Here is a 21,244-nt window from a genome sequence, read left to right on the forward strand (position 1 = left end):
CCTGACAGGAAGGCTCATGAATAAGGCGGGCTAAACCCGCCGGCCGAACACCCCGCCAATCGCGCCCGTCACCACGCTGCTGCCGGTGCCCAGCGCCAGCAGGCTGGCCGGCACATCGCCCAGCGCCACCGACACCGCGATGCCGATGGCGGCGCAGATGCCGCCTGCCGCCGCGCCCTGCCCGGCGCCGGCGCCTAGGCCCAGGCTTGCCCCCCGCGTCGCCAGCCAGCCGGCCAGCGCCGAAAGCCCCATGCCGCCGATGGCGAAATTCTCGGCCACGGCCGGCACGCTGTGCCCGGCGACCACCATGGCGATCTGCGCGGCGCTGCCGATGATGGTGGCGGTTGCCAGTTGTTTCATGTGACCCCCCTGTTCGGGAGGGCCCCTCCACCGCCGTGCCGGCGGTCCCCCTCCCCAAACAAGTTTGGGGAGGAATGCGGCCTCAGGCAACCGTGCCGCGGAAACTGTCGCGCAATTCACGTTTCAGCACCTTGCCGATGTGGCTGCGCGGCAGCTCGTCGACCAGCACCAGCGCCGCCAGCCGCTGCGTCTTGCCCAGCTTCGCAGTGGCCGCCGTGCGCAAAGCCTCGGCGTCACCCCCCAAGGGACCTTCGCGCGCCACCACAAAGGCCACCGGCGTTTCGCCCCACGCCTCGCTGGCCACGCCCACCACGGCGGCTTCCACCACGCCCGGCAGGGTCAGCAGCACGGCCTCAATATCAGAGGGGTAGATGTTGAAGCCGCCCGAAATGATCATGTCCTTGGCGCGGTCCATCAGGGTGAGGAAGCCGTCTTCGTCCAGCCGGCCGATGTCGCCCGTGCGCAGCCATTCCTTGCCGGTTGGGTCGATCCAATAGGCTTTGGCGGTGAGATCCGGCCGGTTCCTGTAGCCATTCATGGTCGCCGGCGATCGGCCGACAATCTCGCCCGGCGTGCCCGGCGGCACGTCGTTGCCATCCTCATCGATGATGCGCACCTCGTGCCCCGGCTGCGGCTGGCCCACAGTGTGCAGCTTGTCGGGATGCTCGTGCGCCACCAGCATGAAGCCCACGCCGCCTTCGGTCATGCCGAAAAACTCGATCAGGCCGCCCGGCATGCGGCGCAGCACCTCGGCCTTCAACTCGGCGGCAAAGGGGGCGGAGGTGCAGAATTTCATCTGCAGCGATGAAAGATCGGTGGCATCGAACCCCGGATCGGCCAGCAGGCGGCGATACTGCACCGGCACCAGCATGGCATGGGTGACCCGATGGCGCTCGGCCAGCCGCAGCCATTTGGCGGTGTCAAACTTCGGCATCAGCACCACCGTGCCGCCCCAGGCCAGGGTGGGAATGAAGCTGACCAACGTGGTGTTGGAATAAAGCGGCGTCGAACACAGCGTCACGCAATCGGGGCCATAGCCGATGCGGCGGCCGCCGGTGATGTGCAGCGAGCGCATGGCGCAGCTTTGCACAATGCCCTTGGGCGTGCCGGTGGTGCCGCTGGAATAGATGATGTTGAAGCCGGCCTGGGGATCAAGCGGTGCCAGCTTCGGGGCCTGCGCGGTGGGATCGATGAAGCCGTCCAGCCGGTCCAGATCGACCAGCGTCTTGCCATCCAGCACGGCGCCGAATTCGGCCCGGTTGGGCGCATCCACAAACACGAAGCGCGCGCCGGAATCGGCGACCATCGCGGCAATCTGGTCGGGGGTGGAGGACGGGGCCAGCGGCGCCATCGTCGCCCGCAGCCGCAGCACGGCAGCCCACAACACGGCATAATCCACCGAGGACAGCGCGATGCTGGCCACCGAATCGCCGGGCTTCACGCCATGATCGGCCAGCGTGCCGGCCAGTTTCTCGGCACGGGCCACAAATTGCCGCCAGCTCAGCTTGTCCTCCCCGCAGATGACAGCGGGGTGATCGGGCCGGGCATCGGCGTTGGCCGCCAGCGCGGCGCGAAAATCAAAGGTCGCGTCGGTCATGGCCGGCAGGGTGCGCACACCCGGCCGGCCTGTCCACTGGTGAAATCAGGCAGCTTCGGCCAGCGGCGCGGTTTCCGCGGCCGGAGCCGGCGGCACGCCTGCGCCCAGCTGGGTCAGCGCGCGCACATGGGCGGCATATTGGGCCGAAAGGCGGGCCAGGTGCAGCGGGTCATGGCCATTGCGGGCGATGGCGATGGCCAGCGCTTCAGTGCCGGCGGTCAACTGCGCGATCTGGCGCTGCTTGCGGCCATCCAGCTGGCGCGGCACCAGAATGCCGGCCCAGGCGAGCACGCCCATCAGGGTGATCCAGGAAAACACGATCATCAGGATCGTGACGACATTGTTGGCAAGCATGTGGGGGCTCCGGGGCAGCGCCGGCAACAGGCGGGCGCGCGTGGCGGCGGGATGACAGGTTGGTAAGATTGGCAACAGCGGCGTCAGCGCCGCAGGCGCACATGCCGCAGTGCAGCATGCGCCAAAGCGCTGGACAGCAACGAAAAAGGGCGGCAGCCCTGCGGCCGCCGCCCTTCAATTCGTCAACCGGTCAGCCGATCAGATCGCCTGCAGGTTCACCGCAGCCTGCTTGCCGCGACGATCTTCTTCCAGCTCGAACGACACACGCTGGCCTTCGTTCAGGTTGGAGAAGCCGGCGCGTTCCACGGCCGAGATGTGGACAAAGGCATCCGGCGCGCCATCGTCGCGCTGGATGAAGCCAAAGCCCTTCTGGCCGTTGAAGAACTTCACCGTGCCATCCACGCGGGTGCCATCGGTCACCGGGGCGCGGTCACGGCCGGACGGGCGACGCTCAAAGCCGCCTTCGCGCGGGCCACGATCTTCGCGCGGGGCGCGTTCGGCGACCGGCAGCGGCTCGCCTTCGATCTTCAGCTCGGTCGCGGAAATGCGGCCGTTGCGTTCGACCAGGGTGAATTCCAGCGGCTGGCCATCGGCCAGGCCGGTCAGGCCGGCAGCTTCCACCGCCGAAATATGCACGAACACATCTTCGCCGCCGTCTTCACGCACAACGAAGCCGAAACCCTTCTGGGCGTTGAAGAACTTCACGGTGCCACGGCCGGTGCCCACGGTGATGCCGGGGGACATTTCACGGCGCGGGCCGCCGAAGCCGCCACCACCGCCAAAGCGACCACCGCCGCCACCGCCGCCGAACCGGTCACCGCCGCCGCCGAAGCCACCACGGCCGCCGCCGCCACCGCCGAAACGGTCGCCGCCGCCAAAGCCGCCGCCACCAAAGCGGTCACCACCGCCAAAGCTACGACCGCCACCAAAATCGTCGAAGCTGTCAAAGCCGCGCTCGCGCTTGTCATTCCCACCGCGCCCCGGACCACGTCCGCGTCGATCAAAGCTCATATCGTTCCAAATCTTCCTGTGTTTTCGTTCCTGGAGCTTGTTCGGGGATGCAGTTGAGGATGTTCAAGGCAGCCGGCCGACGATGCGCCGATGTTCACCATAGTCGAAAACGTCGCACCTTGCGAGTCGATTGTTGATAACTACCAGCGACGCTGCGTGACGGCCGCTGCCAGCACTCCGGCCAGCACCGCCGCGACGACGGCGGCAAGGCCATAGGCCAGGCTGTGTTCGCGCGCCATCAGATAGACCCAGCGTTCAAACCCGGATTTGCCAATGCTGAACGGCGCCGACGTGCTGGCCACCACCCGCCCCCGGTCAACCAGATGAATTTCGGCGGTATATTCGCCCACCGGCACCGCCGCCGGCAGCGCGATGCGGGCGGAATAGAGCACGCCGCGGGTGATCTGCACCCCGCCTGGCCGCTCGGCAAACAGGCCGGCGCGGCTGCGCGCCGCGATCAGGCCGGCTTCAAAGGCGCGGGTGGTGGCATCATCGGCGTTGCTGGCCGGGGACAATTGCAGGTTGCGCGTGCCGATCTCGTAAATCGCCGTCATGCGTTCATCTGCCAGCCGATCGACCGGGCGGGTGGCGGCCACCGCATAAAATCCCGGAACCGATTCGAAGCGTACCGCCTGGCCATTCACCCAGATTCCGGCCAGCCGTTCCCGCCGCCTGACCGTCACCGGCGCGGCCGGCCCGCGCACCACCACGGCGATATCGGGCGTGCGGCCAGGGGCGGCGCCGCCGGGATATTGGATGGCGCCAAACACCAGCAGCTCGGCGCCACGAAAGCTGGTGTTGATGTCGATGCGTGCCGTGCTCAACTGGGTGATCAGCCGCACCGGCGCGGCCCCGGCCAGCGCCAGCCACAGCAGCACGGGCAGGATCAACCGCGCCATCACGCGCCTTCAAACAGGGCAAAGGGTTCGGCCGGCGTCCAGGTCAGGCCGATGAACAGGCGCAGCGCCACGCCCAGCACGATCAGGGCCAGCGCCAGCCGCAGCCGGTCGGGCGACAATTTCTGCGCCGCCCGCACGCCCAGCTGCGCGCCCACCACCCCGCCCAGCAGCAGCAGCAGCGCCAGCACGATATCCACGGTTTTCGATGCGGTGGCGTGCAGCAGCGTGGTCGCCGCCGTGACAAAGATGATCTGGAACAGCGATGTGCCCACCACCGCCTGCGCGCGCATGCCCAGGATATAGACCATCGCCGGCACCATGATGAAGCCGCCACCAATGCCCATGATCTGGGTGAGCATGCCCACCAGCGCCCCCAGCAGCATCGGTGCCAGCGGCGAGATATAGAGGCCGGAACGGGCAAAGCGCATCTTGCCGGGCAGCGCCGCCACCCAGGGCAGATGCCGCGCCCGCCGCGCCGGCGCCGCCTGCCCGGCCCGCGCCGCCCGCAGCGCCCCCACCGCATCCTTCAGCATCAGGCCGCCGATGACCGACAGGAAAATCACATAGATGAGCGCGATGACGATATCGACCTGCCCCACCGTCTGCAGCGCCGAAAAGATGATCTGGCCAACGCCGGCGCCGATCACGCCGCCTGCCACCAGCACCAGCCCCATGCGGATATCCACCTGCCCGCGCTGCAGATAGGCAAGCGCGCCCGACACCGATGATCCGGTGATCTGCGTGGCCGACGATGCCACCGCCACCGCCGGCGGGATGCCATAGAAAATGAGCAGCGGCGTGGTGAGAAAGCCGCCACCCACACCGAACATGCCCGACAGAAACCCGACCCCACCGCCCAGCAGGATGATGAGCAGGCTGTTCACCGACATTTCGGCAATGGGCAGATAGATGTCCATGCAGGCGGCAGGTTACGGGCTGGGCGGGGAAAAGGGAATCCCGCACGTGACAGCGGTCATGGCCGGTGGTCATGGGCGCCAGCAAAATCAGAGCCTCGGACCTTTGGAGGCGTGCGCCTACAGCGCAATCACCGACAATTGCCGCCCATAATCCGGCTCCGCCCGGTGCGTGGTGCGGCGGAAGCTGAACCAGCGGTCTTCGTCCGCGTAGGTGTCCACCCCCATCGCCACCACCGTCTTCACCCCCGCCGCGGCCAGCCGCGCGGCGATGAAGCCTTCCAGATCGAACTGGGCATGGCCCGGCTTGCCGGCGGCAAAAAACGCCTCATTCTCCGGCGCGGCGGCGCAAAACCGCTCCACAAAGGCCAGGTCCACCTCATAACTCGCCCGCGCGATCGTCGGCCCGATGGCCGCCACGATGCGGCCCCGGCATGCCCCCAGCGCCTCCATCGCCGCCACCGTCGCCGGGCCAATATCGGCCAGCGCCCCCTTCCAGCCCGAATGCGCCGCGCCGATCACCCCGGCCGCGACATCGGCGAGCAGGATCGGCGCGCAATCGGCGGTGAGGATGCCCAGCGCCAGGCCCGGCGTCGCCGTCACCATGGCATCGGCGGGCGGGCGGGCATCATCGGGAAAGGCCGCCGTGACCGGCACCACCGTCGCCGAATGGACCTGGTGCAGCGTCACGAGGCGACCACCGGGGGCCACCGCGTCCATGGCGCGGCGGCGGTTTTCCAACACGGCGGCCCGGTCATCGCTGCTGCCCAGGCCAACATTCAGGCTGGCAAACAGCCCGGCCGACACGCCGCCCCGTCGCGTCACAAAGCCATGGCGCGTGCCAGCCAGCGCCGGAACGGTCAGAAACTCTACAGCGTCACCCGGCACAAGATATCCTCGTCAGCTTGGGTCCCGACCATGAAGTGATAGGGCGCCACCTCCACAAAGCCGTGCCGGGCATAAAAGCGCCGGGCGCGCGGGTTTTCGGTGAACACACTGAGCCACATCTCCGGCGCGCTACGGATGCGCGCCTGATCCTTGGCCCACTCGGTCAACACATCGGCAATCTTCAGGCCGTGCCAGGGCTTGTAGAGATAGAGCTGGCGCAGCTCCATGGCGCCCGGTGCCGGTTCGGGGGCCGGCAGCTTCAGGCGGCTCACCTTGCAAAAACCGATGGCGACATCGCCGATCATCGCCAGCCGCACCTTAATGTCGGGATCGGCCAGCTCGGCGCCATAGGCCGCCGCCGTATAGCCGGCGATGAAATTGTTGAGATCCTCCAGCTTGTAGAGCGTGCCAAAGGTTTCGACGAAGGTCGCCGCCGCCAGCCCGGCCAGCATGGCGGCATCGGCGGGCGTGCCATCACGATAGGCAACGGCAAGGCTCATGGCCGTTCCATGGCAAATCCGGCTGGCACTGGCCAGCCCGGCGCGGTCAGCCCCAGCGCCTGAAAGATCGCGCCCATCTGTTGCGGCGCCGTCAGCCGCAACAGCGCGGCGGTGATCGCGGCAGCATCGGCCGGGCCCTTGCCCTGTTTCAGCGCATCGGCCCGCGCCCCGATGCCCAGCGCGCCCAGAAACGCCCCCTGCGCCACCGGGCCATGGGCGGCCAGCCCGCGCGCACCCGCCACAGCGGCCAGCGCGGAAAAATCGACATGTGCGGTCAGATCATGCTCACCGGGGTTCAGCCATGGGCTGACATACTGGCCGCGGTGCACCGCCTGCAGCGTGTCCGGCCCGTTCAGGCCAGCGTGCGCATAACCATAATCGATGAACAGGGCGGCACCGCCCTGCCGCGCCAGCCGCCCGGCCAGGTGCCCGGCGATGGCCAGCGCATCGTCACACCATTCCGCATCCGCACCGTCAGCCGGCAGCCAGCACGGCCCGAACAGGCCATCGGCGAAATCGACATGCAGCTCGCAGCCCTGCCGGCGCTGGCGAATGGGCAGCGCATCGAAAAATTCGTTGGCGATGATGATCAGCGGCCGGTCATCGGGCAGCTGGTCCACCCGTTCGTGCCAGTGCGCATCCCGCCCGGCGAGCCGGCTGCGCTGCACGGCGCGCAGGGCCAGGCTGGTTTCCACCAGATGCAGCTGCAGCGCCGCCGCACAGCCCGGCAACCGGTCCAGCAGCCGCAGCGCATCGGCCAGCAGCGTGCCATGGCCGGGGCCCAGCTCCACCAGATGGCAGGCCGGCTTGCCGGCGCGCAGCCACAGATCGCCGATCCAGCCGCCGATCACCTCGCCAAACATCTGGCTGATTTCCGGCGCGGTGGTGAAATCGCGGCACAGCGGGTCTTCCCCGGCATAATAGGCGCTGTTGCAGGCCGCCATCCAGGCATCGAGGCGCAGCGGGCCATCGGCCGCGATGCGATCCCGCAGCTGCTCAGCCAGGCTCATGCCGCAACCGGCTTCCTCACCAGCGCCAGCACCAGCAGCAGCAGCGCCGCCAGGATCAACGGCAGGCTCAGCGTCTGCCCCATGGTCAGCCCGCTGTCCAAAATGCCGAGCTGGCGATCGGGTTCGCGATAATTTTCAACGATATAGCGCGAAAGCCCATAACCGATGCCGAACACGCCGGACAGCAGGCCCGGCCGCAGCCGCGCCGGCGTGAACCAGAACAAGAGGGTAAGGACAATCAGCAGCACGCCGCCCTCCAGCCCCGCCTCATACAATTGGCTCGGGTGGCGCGGCTCCGGCCCGGCATCGGGGAAGATGATACCCCAATCCGTGCCCGTCGGCCGGCCCCACAACTCGCCATTGACGAAATTGGCGATGCGCCCCACCCCCAGCCCCAACGGCGTGACGGTGGCGACATAATCGAGCAGGCGCAGGCCCGAATAGCGCGCCGCCCAGCCGTGCAGGAAACAGGCAGCGATCACCCCGAAACAGCCGCCATGGAAACTCATGCCGCCATCCCACAGCCGCAAGATCTCCACCGGATCGGCCAGATATTTCGCCGGGTTGTAAAACAGCACATAGCCGATGCGCCCGCCGCCGATCACGCCCAGCGTCACCCAGGTGATGAAATCATCCAGCTGCCGTTCCGTCACCGGCGCGCCCGGCCGGCGGATCATGCGGGTCAAAAGCCACCAGCCACCGGCAATGGCAACGATATAGGCCAGGCTGTACCAGCGCAGCGCAAACGGCCCCCATTCGCTGCCGCCCAGGCTGAATGCCGGGATGGTGAGGGCTTCGGGCCGCACCGGCAGGGTGGAAAAATCCACGGCAGCGAGAAAATCGGGGAGCATCGTGCCTCTACATCATCTGCCAGCTTTGCTGGACGGGCGGGCCGCACCATAAAGCGGGGTGAAGATTTTTCCAGTGGGAGTGGCTGATGTCTGACCTTGACGCTTTCCGGGCCGAAACCCGGGCCTGGCTGGAGGCCAATTGCCCGGCCGACATGCGCGAGCCGATCCGCGGTGACGATGATGTGTGCTGGGGCGGCCGCAACTGCCAGTTCAAGAGCGAGGGCCAGCGCCTGTGGCTGGAACGCATGGGCGCCAAGGGCTGGACGGTGCCGGAATGGCCGGCCGAATATGGCGGCGGCGGGCTCAGCCGGGCCGAAGCCAGGGTGCTGGCCGAGGAGATGAAGCGGATCAAGGCCCGCTCGCCGCTGTCGAGCTTCGGCATCTGGATGCTGGGCCCGGCGCTGCTGAAATATGGCAACGAAGCCCAGAAGAAGGAGCATCTGCCCCGCATCGCCCGCGGCGAGATCCGCTGGTGCCAGGGCTACTCCGAACCCGGCGCCGGCTCCGACCTCGCCAGCTTGCGCACCTCGGCCGAAGATATGGGCGACCATTATCTCGTCAACGGCTCCAAGGTGTGGACCAGCTACGCCGACAAGGCGGACTGGATCTTCTGCCTTGTCCGCACCGATCCGGCCGCGCCCAAGCATCTCGGCATCAGCTTCCTCTTGTTCGACATGGCCTCACCTGGCGTGTCGACCAGCCCGATCAAGCTGATTTCCGGCTCCTCGCCCTTCTGCCAGACCTTCTTCGACAATGTGAAGGTGCCCAAGGAAAACCTGATGGGCACTGCCGGCAAGGGCTGGGAGATCGCCAAATATCTCCTCACCCACGAGCGTGACATGATCGGCGGCAGCGATTCAACCGGCGGCGGCCAGCGCGATTCCGTGTCCAACATCGCCAAGCGGCTGATCGGCCTCGACGCCGCCATCCTCGCCGACACCGCGCTTCGCACCGACATCGCCCGCCACGAGATCAACGCGCTGGCGTTCAGCCTCACCATGGAACGCGTGATGGCCGAAACCAAGTCCGGGCAAGGGACGGGCGCCCTGTCCTCCATGCTGAAATATTACGGCACGGAGCTGAACAAGGAGCGCATGCAGCTCCTGATGTCGATCCGCGGCAGCGACGGCCTGACCTGGGAAGGCGAAGAGAAAGGCGACGGCGACCTCGCCCGCTCCTGGCTCCGCAGCCGCGCCAACTCGATCGAAGGCGGCACCTCCGAAGTGCAGCTGAACATCATCGCCAAGCGCGTGCTGGATTTGCCGGGGGCGTAACGTCTCCCTTCCCGCCATTCCCACCCCCGACCCCTCCCGCAAGCGGGAGGGGAGGAGACAGACGAAATGCCGCTCATCCTCACCGACGACCAACTGATGATCCGCGATTCGGCGGACGGCTTTTTCAACAGCGAAGCCCCCGTCGCCCAGCACCGCGCCCTGCGGGACGCCGCCGATCCGGTTGGCTTCAACCGCGATGTCTGGGCCAAGATGGCCGAAATGGGCTTCACCGGCGTGCTGGTGCCCGAAGCCCATGGCGGGGCCGACATGGGGCACGTGGCGGCCGGCATCATCATGGAGGCGATGGGCAAGAATCTCTCCGCCGCGCCCATGCTCTCCACCGCCGTGCTGGGGGCGACCGCGCTCAAACACGGCACGCCCGAACAACAGGCCAAATATCTGCCGCTGATCGCCCAGGGCGCGCACCTGTTGGCGCTCGCCGCCGATGAAGCCGCCCGCCACAAACCGGCGCACATCGCCACCACCGCCACCCCGTCGGGCAACGGCTTCAAGCTGAACGGCAGCAAGGGCTTCGTCCTCGATGGCGCTGCGGCCGACACGCTGATCGTCGCTGCCCGCACCAGCGGCGACACCAATGACAGCGCCGGCATCACCCTGTTCCTGGTCAACCCCAAGGCCGATGGCGTAAAGATCGACCGCCGCTCGATGGTGGACAGCCGCGGCACCGCCCGCGTCACCCTGAACGATGTGCAGGTCGATGGCGCCGATGTGCTCGGCAGCGTTGGCGAAGGCCATGCTATCCTCGAAAAGGTGCTGGATGCCGGCCGCGCCTGCCTTGCCGCCGAAATGCTTGGGCTTTCGGGCACCGCCTTCACCATGACGGTGGATTATCTCAAGCAGCGCGAACAGTTCGGCCAGAAGATCGGCAGCTTCCAGGCCCTGCAGCACCGCGCCGCCCATCTGTTCTGCGAAGTCGAACTCGCCCGCTCCGCCACGCTGAAGGCGCTGCAGGCATTGGACGAAGGCAGCGACCGCGCGCCGATGTATGTGTCGCTGGCCAAGGCCAAGGCCGGCGAGGTCGCCATCCTTGCCACCAACGAAGGCGTGCAGATGCACGGCGGCATCGGCATGACCGATGAATATGACATCGGCTTCTTCATGAAGCGCGCCCGCGCCGCCCAGGAAACCTTCGGCGACGCCGCCTTCCACAGCGACCGTATCGCGCGCACGCTGGGTTATTGAACCACGTCAGATCCTCCCCCTCTGGGGGAGGATCACCCCCCACAAATCCTTGCACTTGCAAGCATCCACCAGCGTGGCATGAATAAGCCGTAACAGAAGCCGCCACAGCGGCCGAATTCGCCCCTGGGAGGACCTATCGTGACGAAATCCGCGCTCGACGCTGCGCTTGATGATGTGATTGCCGGCATCACCGCCCCCGGTGGCCCACTGGGGGTTGGCGAAGCCAATGTCCACGGCGTCACCCTGCCGGTGTTCAGCGCCGCCCCTCCCACCATGCGCGAATATCTGGCGATGTTCTTCGCCGCACAGGGCCCGAAGGAATTCCTGGTCTTCGGCGACGAACGCATGACGTTCGCGCAAGTCTATCAGAAGAGCCTGCACTTCGCCGCCATGCTGCAGCACCGCCACGGCATCGCCAAGGGTGACCGGGTCGGCGTTGCCATGCGCAACTATCCGGAATGGATCATCGCCTATTGCGCCATCGTCCACATGGGCGCCGTCTGCATCCCGATGAACGCCTGGTGGACAGCCGAGGAAATGGACTACGGCATCCGCGATTCCGGCGCACGCCTGGTCATCGCCGACGAAGAACGCGCCCGCCGCCTCTCGACCCTTTCCTGCACCGCCAATGTGCTCACCGTGCGCACATCGGCCGATGTCGCCGCCGGGCTGGGCTTTGCCCGGGCCGAGGATGAGCTGGCGCAAAGCCCCGAGACCATGTGGTATCTGCCGGAACTGCTGCCGGAAGATGATTGCACCATCATGTACACCTCGGGCTCCACCGGCGCACCCAAGGGCGCCGTCTCCACCCACCGCGCCCAGGTTTCGGGCTCCATGAACTATCTGGTCATGGGCCTCGCCCTGCTCGATCTGTCGGCCAAGGCCGGCGTCGCCCCGGCCGAACAGCAGGTGATGCTCCTGAACGTGCCGCTGTTCCACATCACCGGGCTGGTGCCGGTGCTGCTCGTCTCCATCGCCATCGGCCGCAAGATGATCATCATGCACAAATGGGATGCGGGTGAGGCGCTGCGCCTGATCGAGAAGGAGCGTTGCACCTATTTCGTTGGCGTGCCGACCATGAGTCTCGAGCTGATGCAGCATCCGGACCGGCACAAATATGATCTGTCCACCCTCGTCGACATCGCCTCGGGCGGCGCGCCGCGCCCGCCCGAGCATGTCGACCGGCTGGCCAAGGAATTCGAAGGCAAGCACCCGGTGCAGGGCTATGGCCTCACCGAAACCAACGGTGTCGGCGCCGGCAACATCCGCGAGAATTATCGCAACAAGCCCGCCTCCACCGGCCGCGCCAGCCCGCCGCTGATGGAAATCCGCGTTGCGTCAGGCGACGGCCCGGTTGGCCCCGCGCTGGCCCCCGGCGAAGTTGGCGAGGTCTGCCTGCGCTCGGTCTGCAACTGCCGGGGATACTGGAACAAGCCCGAGGCAACGGCGGCCGCCTTCGTCGGCGATGGCTGGTTCCGCAGCGGCGACCTCGGCTATCTCGACGAGGAAGGCTATCTGTTCATCGTCGACCGCAAGAAGGACATCATCATCCGCGGCGGCGAGAATATCAGCTGTCAGGAAGTGGAATCCGCCATCTATGCCCACCCGGCGGTGGCCGAATGCAGCGTGTTCGGCCTGCCCGACGAGCGGCTGGGCGAAATCGTCGGCGCCGTCGTCTATGCCAAGCCCGGCGAAGTGGTGGAGCCTTCGGCCCTCACCGATTTCCTGAAGGCCAATCTCGCCGCCTACAAGATCCCCGCCAAGGTCTGGATCAGCAGCGATCAACTGCCCAAGCTCGGCTCCGCCAAGATCGACAAGGTCTCCTTGCGCAAGCATTATCGGGATGTCTGGGCCGCGAAGGCCGCCTGAGTCGTTTGTTGTTGGGGGCCGTGCCGGCCCGCGCCCCCGCCCGACCGCCCCCATGATGCCCGGACTGGCCGGGCGGGGGCACTGACCGGCCCTAGTGATGACGGGGAGGGAATCAGATGTTCACCACCATGCTGGAAGGCACCAAGGCCGACTGGATGCACATTGCCGCCGAGCATATGAAGCACCAGCAATCCACCGCCGCGACCCAGATCATCGATTCGCTGAAGCGGCTGGAGGCGATCGAGGTCGGCTTCGGCGCCAACCAGCTGGTCCACAGCCTGATGACCGCCACGCTGGCCCGCCGCGACGGCGCCAGCGACGAGGAAGTGGTCGCCGCGCTCTGCCATGATCTCGGCAAGCTGTTCAGCATCCCCAACCACGGCGCCATCGCCGGCGAAATGCTGAAACCCTATGTGTCGGACGAGATTTATCACGCCATCGTCCACCACCAGGATTTCCAGGGCCGCTATTATTACGAGCATCTGGGGAAAGACCCCAACGCCCGCGAAAAATTCCGCGGCCAGCCCTGGTTCGAAATGGCCGAAAAGATCGTCGACCGCTGGGACGCCCCGGCCTTTGATCCGGCCTTCGACATCGACCCCCTCGAAAGCTTCGAACCCGAAATCCGCCGCGTCTTCGCGGCGCCGAAGCGGGGGATCTGACCAAAAAGATCCTCCCCCCCTCTGGGGAAGGTGGCAGCCGCAGGCTGACGGAGGGGGCCCGGCAAGCCCCCAACCCACCCGCCCGACAGCCCCGACGACGCCACAAATCTGTGCCACACCACGACGGGCGCGCGCCCTCCGCCTCCCTACGGTCGGCACCTCCCCCAGAGGGGGAGGACCTCCAAATCCTCGCCCTCTGGGGGACGTGGCGCCGAAGGCGACGGAGGGGGCCCGGCCAACGAGCCCCCCGACTCACCCCCGCACCGGCAACCCACCCGCCATCGCCACCACCGCAGCGACCACCGCCACCACATCGGCCAGCACATCAGCGGCCGCCACCCGCATCACCGTCACCCCCTGCCCGGCCAGCCAGGCATCGCGGGCCCGGTCACGCTCGGCCTGCCCGGCAAAATTGTGGAACGCGCCATCCACCTCCACCGCCAGCCCCCGGCTGCTGCAATGGAAATCGAGGACATAAGGCCCCAGTGGATGCTGCCGTCGAAAGCTCAGACCGGCAGGCGAACGGCGCAGATGCTGCCACAACAGCACCTCCGGCAGGCTCATCGCGCGGCGCAAGGATCGGGCGCGGTCGCGGGTGGGGCGGGGGACATTGGGCACGCGGACAGCCTGCTCCCTGTTGACGGGCCTGCGCAAGCAGCAAAGGCGCGCCCCCTCCGCCTCGCTGCGCTCGGCACCTCCCCCAGAGGGGGAGGACCTCCAAATCCTCCCCCTCTGGGGGAGGTGGCGCCGAAGGCGACGGAGGGGGCCAGCAAGCCCCGCCGCAGGGGGCAAAACCCAAAAATCCTCCCCCTCTGGGGGAGGTGCCGGGCGCAGCGAGGCGGAGGGGGCCGGCCAGCGCCCGCCCTACAGCCCCGGCGGCGGCGCCCCGAACTGGTCGCCCGGCACCGCAGCGCCCGGCGTGCCGGCCACCACGGCGGCATAAATCTCCGCCCCCACCGGCGTCGCCGCGATCAGCCAGCCGGCCGCCAGGCCCACCAGCGGCGCGGTGAGGCCGATGGTCCGGGCCTTGTGCCAGCCTTCGCCAGCACGCACTTCGCGGATTGCCAGATAGAGCGGGAACAGCAGGCCCGGCAGGGTGGTGATTTCCATCGCCCAGGGGATCAGGAAGGGCGACGGCATCAGCCGGCCGAACGCCGGGCCCATGATGCTGGCCAGCGCGCAGATGTGCAGGCGGCGATGCCATCCGGTGTCGCGGCGCAGGGCAATGGCACCCAGGGCCAGGCCGGCAAACACCAGCAGGCCCAGCGGGTTCTGCATCATGAACCACTGCGGCCGGAAGAAGAACGGCGTGCGCCCGGCCTGGGCCACCGCCACCGTGATGGCCAGCCCGGCGCCGACCATGGCGATGATCCACACCAGCCCCAGCCAGCCAAGACGGCGGTGCCATGCCAGCCGGCCGCTGGCGGCAAGGCCGGCCTGCAACAGGCTCAACGCCACCCAGCCAAAAAAGATGATGCCATGGATGTGCCAGACCGCCGGCATGGCAAAGGTGGAGCGGCCCATGGCCAGGTGAAAGCTGAAGGCCGCGGCCAAGATCAGGGCCATCACGCCCGTCACCCGTGCCTGTGATGCCAGCCAGTCGTGGCCCGTTGCCGCCCGTGTCGCCATGTCCGTTCCCCCCCGAAAACTGGCGCGATGCTATGGCCAAAGCCGGCCCACGTCCATCTTTTCGTCAGCTAGGCGGCGCGGCGCGGCTGGGCCAGCCTGCCCCGGCAAACACGGGAGATGAACATGATCGGCGTTGTCGCAACCATCCGCATCCAGGACGGCAAGGCAGAGGAATTCGAAGCGGTGTTCCGCACCCTCACGGCCGCGGTGCGTGCGAACGAGCCGGGCAACATCTGCTACCAACTGACCAAGTCGAAGACCGAGGCCAACACCTACAAGGTGCTCGAACTTTATGCCGACGCCGATGCGCTGAAGGCCCATGGCGGGTCGGACCATTTCAAGGCCGCCGGCCACGGCATCGGCGCCTGCCTCGCCGGCCGGCCGGAGATCGAGTATCTCGACGGCGTGGCCTGACACTCGGCCACCCGCTTCAGGGGCGCGGCCTCAGCCAGCGCCGTTTGCCCAAGCCCGCTCATGCCGAGCTTTTCGAGGCACGCACCTCACGCTGCATTTGGTGGAACGGGCGCAGTCACCCGCTTCAGGGGCGCGGGCACTGGCGGCCGGGCTGCGGTCACAGCGCGCCTGAACGCGGTCACCGCGCAGGCAATCGCGGCCACGTTTTTGGCCGCTTTTGCCACGCCATTCCGGCAGCGAATCCCACAAACCACGGCCCATCACCGGCAGCAGCAGACATTATCGCTTAAGTTTCAGAGACTTGATTGCCGCCCTGTCCTACAAGGCGGCAAATCGGCAAAATGGCGCCGTTCCTTGAAAATCTGCAGTCTCAGGCCAGCGCCGCCTTCAGCGCAGCGGCCAGATCGGTGCGTTCCCAGCTGAAGCCGCCATCCGCATCCGGCGTGCGGCCGAAATGGCCATAGGCCGCCGAACGCTGATAGATCGGCCGGTTCAGGCCCAGGTGGGTGCGGATGCCGCGCGGGGTGAGGGCAAAGCCAAGGCGGGCCGGATCGGCGAGCACAGCTTCCACCGCGCTTTCCGCCACCGTGCCGGTGCCGTGCAGATCGACATGGATCGACAGCGGGGCGGCCACGCCAATCGCATAGGAAAGCTGGATGGTGCAGCGCCGGGCCAGGCCGGCCGCAACGATATTCTTGGCCAGATAGCGGCAGACATAGGCGGCCGAGCGGTCAACCTTGGTCGGGTCCTTGCCGCTGAAGGCGCCGCCGCCGTGGGGGGCCGCGCCGCCATAGGTATCAACGATGATCTTGCGCCCGGTCACGCCGGCATCGCCATCGGGGCCGCCTATCTCGAACTTGCCGGTGGGATTGAGGTGGATGACCGTGTCAGCCGTGACAAAGCCGGCCGGCAGCACCTCGTTCAGCACGCCAAGCACATAGGCGCGCAGCTGGGCATATTTGGCCGCGTCGCCGCCCTTCTGGCCATTCTTTTCCCAGGGCAGGCAATAATCGGGCTTGTGCTGGGTCGAAACCACGATGGCGGTGGCCGCCACCGGCACCTCGTTCTCATAGGCCAGGGTCACCTGGCTCTTGGCATCGGGTTCCAGGAACGGCGCCGCGCCGCTGTGCCGATCGGCCGCCATGCGGGCCAGGATGCGATGGGAATAATAAAGGGTGGCCGGCATGAAATCGGGCGTTTCATCGGTGGCATAGCCAAACATGATGCCCTGATCGCCGGCGCCTTCATCCTTGTTGCCGCTGGCGTCCACGCCCTGCGCGATGTCGGATGACTGCGGGTGAAGATAATTTTCGAACGTGAGGTTCTGCCAGTGGAAACCGGCCTGCTCATAACCGATGCGCTTCACCGTCTCGCGCACGGTGCGCTGGATTTCCTCCTGCGCACCCGGTTCCCAATTGCCGTTCAGATCGATCATGCCACGGCCGCGCACCTCGCCAGCCAGCACGACCCGGTTGGTGGTGGTCAGGGTCTCGCAGGCCACCCGGGCTTCCGGGTCCTTGGCCAGGAACAGATCGACGATGGCATCGGAAATCTGGTCGGCCACCTTGTCGGGATGGCCTTCCGACACGCTTTCGGAGGTGAACAGATAATGGGAACGCATGCTCGTCTCTCAACCGGCGGATGCGCCCGCCTTACCGGCAGCCACCGGAGCGCGCAAGCGGTATAAGGAAAGCTTTATATCTGATCCGCGTTGATGCCGATGTGGCGGAACCGCTGCAAAAAGGCCGCCACCGCCCCCAGGAAGATGGCGAACAGCATGGTGACCAGCGCGCCGCCGCGTGGGAAGGCCGGCTGCGGCAACGGCGGCGGCAGGGTGACCACCAGCGTCTCAGGCCCATTGCCAAGCGAACGCGCCAGCAGGCGGCCATAACCATCGATCACCGCCGAGGTGCCATTGGTGGTGGCGCGAATGACCGGCAGACCTTCCTCGATGGCGCGCAGACGGGCTTGCGCCAGATGCTGGGGCGGGCCCCAGGCGCCAAACCAGGCGTCGTTGGAAATATTGGCGATCCAGGCCGGGCGGTTGGCTTCGTCCACCACCGCGCCGGGGAAGGCGATTTCATAACAGATGACCGGCGACATGCCGAGGAAGCGGCCAGGCATCACCAGGGTGCGCGGCCCGGGGCCAGCGGCAAAATCGCTGCCGCCCGGCACCAACCGGGCCACACCCAGCGGCTCCAGCAGGCTGCGTGCCGGCACATATTCGCCCAGAGGCACCAGGTGCGCCTTGTCATAACGGCTCAGGATACGTCCTTGATTATCCAGCACAAACAGGCTGTTGGAATAGGGCGTGGCCGGCGTTTTGGGGTTGTAACCGGCACCGCCGGTCACCAGCACGTCGCCGGGGCGCAGCACCGCCGCCAGCCGGGCACGCAGGGCCGAATCCTGTTCCAGCAGATCATCGATCGCCCCTTCCGGCCACAACACCAGAGCCGGCACGGTTTCGCCCGCACGGCGGCCGGTGACCGGGTTATTCTGCTGCTGCTGAGTCTGGATGGCGTTGGAATCGCCCAGGCCGGCCGCCAGCGTGTTCTCGATCTGGCCGGTCACCTTGCTGGTGCTGGGGCGCAGCGGCGAATCAATCTCGGGCGCCCGTTCGATATTGGCTTCCTTGATGGTCACATCGGGCAGTTCGGCGCGCTGGGTCTCGTCAGCCCGCTTCAAGGCATCCCGCGTCAGGTTCAGATAGGTTGTCAGGTGACGCGCGGCAGCGGCCGGGTCATAGCGTTCGTCCTGGCCGATCCCGGGCTGGATCACCAGGATGGGCGGGCCCAGAAAGCCGCTCTGCACCACCCGGCTGTCCCCCACCCAGCCGGCCACGGCCACCGCCGCCACCACGCCGCCACCCAGCAGGCGGTGCAGCATCGCAGGGCCAATGGCCATCCAGACCAGGCCGCTGGCTGCCAGCAACAGCACGGCGGACAAGCCGATGCCGCCGATTTCGGCGGCCCATTGGTGCACGCCCGGTGCGCCCAGCCACACGATGCCCAGCGGATTCCAGGCAAAACCGGTGAACAACACACCGCGCAGCCATTCCGCCGGCAGCCACAAGGCAATGAACAGCAGCATCCGCGACACCGGCCGCGTCGCCAGTGCGGCAAGCCCGGCCGGGATGGCGACATAGAGCGCCAGGAACAACGCCAGACCCGCCACCGTGACCCAGCCCAGCACCGCCGGCATCTTGGCCTGATAGGCAAAGCTCTGCGCGATCCAGTTCAGGGATATCAACGACATGCTGGTGCCAAAGGCCAGGCCCGACAAGGCCGCCGTGCCCCAGCCCGCACTTGCCATCACGATCCAGATCAGACCCGCCACCGCCACCAGCGTGGCCGGCCACAGATCCAGCGGCGCAAACCCCAGCGCGGCAAGCGCGCCCAGGCCCAGGGCAAGCATCGGCAGCATTCGGTTCGGCATGGCGCATGGGTTAGCCTGTGCACCGATGATGCGCCAGTGGGGATTTGCAGGCTGGCAATTGTGTCGGCCTGTGCCACAACATCCCGGTGAACGGGGCGCCCTTTCTCGAATGTCGCGGCCTCCGCCTGATACTGGGCGGGCAACCGGTGCTGGGCGGGATCGATCTGGCCGTGCCGGCTGGCGCACTGGTGGCCCTGGTTGGCGCATCCGGCGCGGGCAAGACCAGCCTGCTGCGGTTGATCAACCGGCTGCTGGCCCCCGACGCCGGGCAGATCCTGATCCAGGGCCAGGATATCATGGCGCAGGACGCGGTGGCGGTGCGGCGCGGCATCGGGCACGCTGTGCAGGGCGGCGGCCTGTTCCCGCATTGGACCGTGGCCGACAATATCGGCGCCGTGCCCTGGCTGCTGGGCTGGGATCGGCAGCGTCGGCAGGCCCGCGCGCTGGAACTGATGGCCATGCTGGAACTGCCAGCCCATCTCGCCAGCCGCTTTCCCGGCGAATTGTCGGGCGGGCAGGCCAGCCGGGTTGGCCTCGCCCGGGCGCTGGCGGCATCGCCGCGCCTGCTGCTGCTGGATGAACCCTTCGGCGCGTTGGATCCCGAAACGCGCGATGCGCTGGCCGATCGGCTGCACGCCCTGCACCGGGCCCAGGGTCTCACCACCCTGATCGTCACCCATGATCTGGCCGATGCCCTGCTCCGCGCCGATCTGATGCTGGTGCTGGATCAGGGGCGCATCATCGCCAGCGGCCCGCCCACCGCCATCGCGGCCAATCCCCACCCGGCGGTGCAGGCGCTGCTGGCCGCGCCGCTGGCCCAGGCGCGGGCGCTGGCGGGCCTGACGCCATGACAGCGGCGCAAGGCCTGCCCGGCGCGCTCGCCGCGCATCTGGCGATCAGCGCGGCGGCCCTGCTGCTGGCGGTGCTGGTGGCGGCACCCCTGGTGCTGCTGATGCCCGGCCGGCCGTGGCTGCAGCGCAGTGTGATGGGCATAGCCAGCGTGGTGCAAACCGTGCCGGCGCTGGCGCTGCTGGCGCTGTTCTTCCCGCTGCTGGTGCTGGTGCGTAACCTCACCGGCCTGCCGGTGCCGTCACTGGGCCTGTTGCCGTCATTGCTGGCGCTGGCACTTTATGCCCTGCTGCCCCTGCTGCGCGGCGGTGCCGGCGGGCTGGCCGCCATCCCCGAAAGCGTGCGCGACGCGGCCCGTGCCATCGGGATGACACGGTGGCAACGCCTGTTCCACGTGGAGCTGTCACTGGCCGCGCCCGTGGTGTTCGGCGGCCTGCGCACCGCGGCGGTGTGGACGATCGGGGCTGCGACGCTCGCCACCATGGTGGGCCAGGAAAGCCTGGGCGATCTGATCTTTGCCGGGCTGCAGCTGCAGGATTGGCGGCAGGTGCTGTTGGGCTGCGCCGCGGCGGCCGGGCTGGCGATGATCGTCGATGCCGGACTGGGGCTGGTGGAAAGTGGCATCGCCCGCCGGCGGCGCGGGCCCGCGCTCATAGGCCTGATGGTGCTGGCACTGCTGGCGGCAGCCGTGAGCGGCTGGTGGTGGCACAGCCGGCCGGCGAGCCAGGCGGCACCGGTGGTGATCGGCACCAAGACCTTTTCCGAACAATATATACTGGCCGAACTGATCGCTGCCGATCTGCGCCGCAGCGGCCAGCCAGTGGCGGTGCGATCCGGCCTCGGGTCGGGCATCGCCTTTCAGAGCGTCAAGGCCGGCGGCATCGATATCGGCATTGATTACAGCGGCACGCTGTGGACGCAGGCGCTGGGGCGCAGCGATGTGGTGCCGCGCGGGGAGATGTTGGCCATCCTGCGCCGCGAATTGCAGGCGCGGCACGGCGTGACGGTTGCGGCCAGCCTGGGTTTTGAAAATGCCTATGCGCTGGCCATGAAACGCGATGCAGCCCAACGGCTTGGCGTGAAGACGATTTCAGATCTGGTGCGGGTGGCCCCGCAGTTGCGGCTGGCCACCGATCTGGAATTCCAGTCCCGCGCCGAATGGGCGGGCCTGCAACGGGCCTATGGCCTGCGCTTTGCCGCCATCCGGGCCTATACGCCGGTGCTGATGATGGCGGCGCTGGGCGACAACAGCGCCGATGTCATCACCGCCTACAGCAGCGATGGCGCGCTCAGCACCACCGATGTCGTGCTGCTGGTTGATGACCGCGGTGCGTTGCCCGCCTATGATGCGCTGCTGGTGGTGGCGCCGGGCCGCGACGCGCTGGCGAAGCGGTTGGCCCGGTACGAAGGGCGCATCCCGGTGGCGGTGATGCGCGCGGCGAACTGGCAGGCGGATCGACCAAGTGACAAGCGCAGCCCGGCAGACGCCGCACGCTGGCTGGCGACACAGACGGGGTTGAAGTGA

The 21,244-nt window shown here is 67.5% G+C and carries 21 protein-coding genes; 7 read left to right on the forward strand and 14 right to left on the reverse strand.

Annotated elements, in window-relative coordinates; translation table 11 throughout:
- Positions 1-30 precede the first annotated feature (30 nt).
- The 10 genes from CHU93_RS07225 to lgt form a co-directional block, all read right to left on the reverse strand.
- Positions 31-360, reverse strand: a complete 330-nt coding sequence (locus CHU93_RS07225; protein ID WP_094473430.1) for a hypothetical protein — start codon at positions 358-360, stop codon at positions 31-33.
- Between the two features lie 82 nt (positions 361-442).
- A complete protein-coding gene (locus CHU93_RS07230; RefSeq protein ID WP_094473468.1) occupies positions 443-1,957 on the reverse strand; it encodes a class I adenylate-forming enzyme family protein in 1,515 nt (504 codons plus the stop codon).
- Between the two features lie 45 nt (positions 1,958-2,002).
- Positions 2,003-2,311: a hypothetical protein gene (locus CHU93_RS07235; protein WP_094473431.1), complete on the reverse strand. Its 309-nt coding sequence runs from the start codon at positions 2,309-2,311 to the stop codon at positions 2,003-2,005.
- Between the two features lie 198 nt (positions 2,312-2,509).
- Entirely contained in the window at positions 2,510-3,322 is an 813-nt protein-coding gene (locus CHU93_RS18125; protein WP_094473432.1) for a cold-shock protein, read from the reverse strand.
- A gap of 140 nt (positions 3,323-3,462) precedes the next feature.
- Positions 3,463-4,221: a TIGR02186 family protein gene (locus CHU93_RS07245; RefSeq protein WP_243375372.1), complete on the reverse strand. Its 759-nt coding sequence runs from the start codon at positions 4,219-4,221 to the stop codon at positions 3,463-3,465.
- Complete coding sequence (locus CHU93_RS07250; RefSeq protein ID WP_094473434.1) at positions 4,221-5,138, reverse strand: sulfite exporter TauE/SafE family protein; 918 nt, start codon at positions 5,136-5,138, stop codon at positions 4,221-4,223. Before CHU93_RS07250 ends, CHU93_RS07245 begins: the two co-directional genes overlap by 1 nt.
- Positions 5,139-5,255: 117 nt before the next feature.
- Positions 5,256-6,023, reverse strand: a complete 768-nt coding sequence (gene pgeF / locus CHU93_RS07255) for a peptidoglycan editing factor PgeF (protein WP_094473435.1) — start codon at positions 6,021-6,023, stop codon at positions 5,256-5,258.
- Complete coding sequence (locus tag CHU93_RS07260; protein ID WP_094473436.1) at positions 6,005-6,523, reverse strand: GNAT family N-acetyltransferase; 519 nt, start codon at positions 6,521-6,523, stop codon at positions 6,005-6,007. Before CHU93_RS07260 ends, pgeF begins: the two co-directional genes overlap by 19 nt.
- Entirely contained in the window at positions 6,520-7,533 is a 1,014-nt protein-coding gene (locus CHU93_RS07265; RefSeq protein WP_094473437.1) for a class I SAM-dependent methyltransferase, read from the reverse strand. Before CHU93_RS07265 ends, CHU93_RS07260 begins: the two co-directional genes overlap by 4 nt.
- A complete protein-coding gene (gene lgt, locus CHU93_RS07270; RefSeq protein ID WP_094473438.1) occupies positions 7,530-8,384 on the reverse strand; it encodes a prolipoprotein diacylglyceryl transferase in 855 nt (284 codons plus the stop codon). Before lgt ends, CHU93_RS07265 begins: the two co-directional genes overlap by 4 nt.
- 86 nt (positions 8,385-8,470) lie before the next feature.
- Here lgt and CHU93_RS07275 point away from each other — a divergent pair, with 86 nt between their 5' ends.
- The 4 genes from CHU93_RS07275 to CHU93_RS07290 all read left to right on the forward strand — a co-directional run bounded on the left by CHU93_RS07275 (position 8,471) and on the right by CHU93_RS07290 (position 13,392).
- A complete protein-coding gene (locus CHU93_RS07275) occupies positions 8,471-9,658 on the forward strand; it encodes an acyl-CoA dehydrogenase family protein (protein ID WP_086115474.1) in 1,188 nt (395 codons plus the stop codon).
- 66 nt (positions 9,659-9,724) lie between these two features.
- Positions 9,725-10,861 (forward strand): acyl-CoA dehydrogenase family protein, encoded by a 1,137-nt coding sequence (locus CHU93_RS07280; protein WP_094473439.1) that lies wholly within the window; start codon positions 9,725-9,727, stop codon positions 10,859-10,861.
- Between the two features lie 138 nt (positions 10,862-10,999).
- Positions 11,000-12,730: a class I adenylate-forming enzyme family protein gene (locus tag CHU93_RS07285; protein ID WP_094473440.1), complete on the forward strand. Its 1,731-nt coding sequence runs from the start codon at positions 11,000-11,002 to the stop codon at positions 12,728-12,730.
- A 116-nt stretch (positions 12,731-12,846) separates the two neighbouring features.
- Positions 12,847-13,392 carry an HD domain-containing protein gene (locus CHU93_RS07290; RefSeq protein ID WP_094473441.1) on the forward strand — a complete coding sequence of 182 codons (546 nt, stop codon included), beginning with the start codon at positions 12,847-12,849 and terminating at the stop codon, positions 13,390-13,392.
- Between the two features lie 252 nt (positions 13,393-13,644).
- Here the strand turns inward: CHU93_RS07290 and CHU93_RS07295 are convergent, their stop codons facing one another.
- Positions 13,645-14,010, reverse strand: a complete 366-nt coding sequence (locus CHU93_RS07295) for an endonuclease domain-containing protein (RefSeq protein ID WP_094473442.1) — start codon at positions 14,008-14,010, stop codon at positions 13,645-13,647.
- Between the two features lie 246 nt (positions 14,011-14,256).
- Positions 14,257-15,021, reverse strand: a complete 765-nt coding sequence (locus tag CHU93_RS07300) for a hypothetical protein (RefSeq protein WP_133064348.1) — start codon at positions 15,019-15,021, stop codon at positions 14,257-14,259.
- Between the two features lie 123 nt (positions 15,022-15,144).
- On the opposite strand from CHU93_RS07300, the gene CHU93_RS07305 reads away from it, so the two are divergent.
- The gene (locus CHU93_RS07305) at positions 15,145-15,435 is read left to right on the forward strand and encodes a putative quinol monooxygenase (RefSeq protein ID WP_094473469.1); all 291 of its coding nucleotides are present in this window, start codon (positions 15,145-15,147) and stop codon (positions 15,433-15,435) included.
- A 370-nt stretch (positions 15,436-15,805) separates the two neighbouring features.
- On the opposite strand, the gene metK is transcribed toward CHU93_RS07305, so the two are convergent.
- Positions 15,806-17,056, reverse strand: a complete 1,251-nt coding sequence (metK, locus tag CHU93_RS07310) for a methionine adenosyltransferase (protein ID WP_094473444.1) — start codon at positions 17,054-17,056, stop codon at positions 15,806-15,808.
- Between the two features lie 74 nt (positions 17,057-17,130).
- Entirely contained in the window at positions 17,131-18,858 is a 1,728-nt protein-coding gene (gene lnt, locus CHU93_RS07315) for an apolipoprotein N-acyltransferase (RefSeq protein ID WP_165768645.1), read from the reverse strand.
- Between the two features lie 98 nt (positions 18,859-18,956).
- Between lnt and CHU93_RS07320 the strand changes: the two genes are divergently transcribed.
- Both CHU93_RS07320 and CHU93_RS07325 read left to right on the forward strand, forming a co-directional pair.
- The gene (locus CHU93_RS07320) at positions 18,957-19,721 is read left to right on the forward strand and encodes an ATP-binding cassette domain-containing protein (RefSeq protein ID WP_243375375.1); all 765 of its coding nucleotides are present in this window, start codon (positions 18,957-18,959) and stop codon (positions 19,719-19,721) included.
- The gene (locus CHU93_RS07325) at positions 19,718-21,244 is read left to right on the forward strand and encodes an ABC transporter permease/substrate-binding protein (protein WP_094473446.1); all 1,527 of its coding nucleotides are present in this window, start codon (positions 19,718-19,720) and stop codon (positions 21,242-21,244) included. The genes CHU93_RS07320 and CHU93_RS07325 overlap by 4 nt, the downstream gene beginning before the upstream one ends.

The sequence above is a fragment of the Sandarakinorhabdus cyanobacteriorum genome (assembly GCF_002251755.1).
GTDB classification, from domain to species: domain Bacteria; phylum Pseudomonadota; class Alphaproteobacteria; order Sphingomonadales; family Sphingomonadaceae; genus Sandarakinorhabdus; species Sandarakinorhabdus cyanobacteriorum.

Excerpts from the sequence above, each read along its gene's own strand:
- CHU93_RS07250 (WP_094473434.1), bottom strand. The coding sequence starts at position 5,138 with ATGGACATCTATCTGCCCATTGCCGAAATGTCGGTGAACAGCCTGCTC.
- CHU93_RS07275 (WP_086115474.1), top strand. The coding sequence starts at position 8,471 with ATGTCTGACCTTGACGCTTTCCGGGCCGAAACCCGGGCCTGGCTGGAG.
- CHU93_RS07265 (WP_094473437.1), bottom strand. The coding sequence starts at position 7,533 with ATGAGCCTGGCTGAGCAGCTGCGGGATCGCATCGCGGCCGATGGCCCG.
- CHU93_RS07235 (WP_094473431.1), bottom strand. The coding sequence starts at position 2,311 with ATGCTTGCCAACAATGTCGTCACGATCCTGATGATCGTGTTTTCCTGG.
- CHU93_RS07290 (WP_094473441.1), top strand. The coding sequence starts at position 12,847 with ATGTTCACCACCATGCTGGAAGGCACCAAGGCCGACTGGATGCACATT.
- lgt (WP_094473438.1), bottom strand. The coding sequence starts at position 8,384 with ATGCTCCCCGATTTTCTCGCTGCCGTGGATTTTTCCACCCTGCCGGTG.
- CHU93_RS07325 (WP_094473446.1), top strand. The coding sequence starts at position 19,718 with ATGACAGCGGCGCAAGGCCTGCCCGGCGCGCTCGCCGCGCATCTGGCG.
- CHU93_RS07225 (WP_094473430.1), bottom strand. The coding sequence starts at position 360 with ATGAAACAACTGGCAACCGCCACCATCATCGGCAGCGCCGCGCAGATC.
- CHU93_RS18125 (WP_094473432.1), bottom strand. The coding sequence starts at position 3,322 with ATGAGCTTTGATCGACGCGGACGTGGTCCGGGGCGCGGTGGGAATGAC.
- CHU93_RS07300 (WP_133064348.1), bottom strand. The coding sequence starts at position 15,021 with ATGGCGACACGGGCGGCAACGGGCCACGACTGGCTGGCATCACAGGCA.
- CHU93_RS07245 (WP_243375372.1), bottom strand. The coding sequence starts at position 4,221 with ATGGCGCGGTTGATCCTGCCCGTGCTGCTGTGGCTGGCGCTGGCCGGG.
- lnt (WP_165768645.1), bottom strand. The coding sequence starts at position 18,858 with ATGCTGCCGATGCTTGCCCTGGGCCTGGGCGCGCTTGCCGCGCTGGGG.
- metK (WP_094473444.1), bottom strand. The coding sequence starts at position 17,056 with ATGCGTTCCCATTATCTGTTCACCTCCGAAAGCGTGTCGGAAGGCCAT.
- CHU93_RS07230 (WP_094473468.1), bottom strand. The coding sequence starts at position 1,957 with ATGACCGACGCGACCTTTGATTTTCGCGCCGCGCTGGCGGCCAACGCC.
- CHU93_RS07305 (WP_094473469.1), top strand. The coding sequence starts at position 15,145 with ATGATCGGCGTTGTCGCAACCATCCGCATCCAGGACGGCAAGGCAGAG.
- CHU93_RS07280 (WP_094473439.1), top strand. The coding sequence starts at position 9,725 with ATGCCGCTCATCCTCACCGACGACCAACTGATGATCCGCGATTCGGCG.
- CHU93_RS07260 (WP_094473436.1), bottom strand. The coding sequence starts at position 6,523 with ATGAGCCTTGCCGTTGCCTATCGTGATGGCACGCCCGCCGATGCCGCC.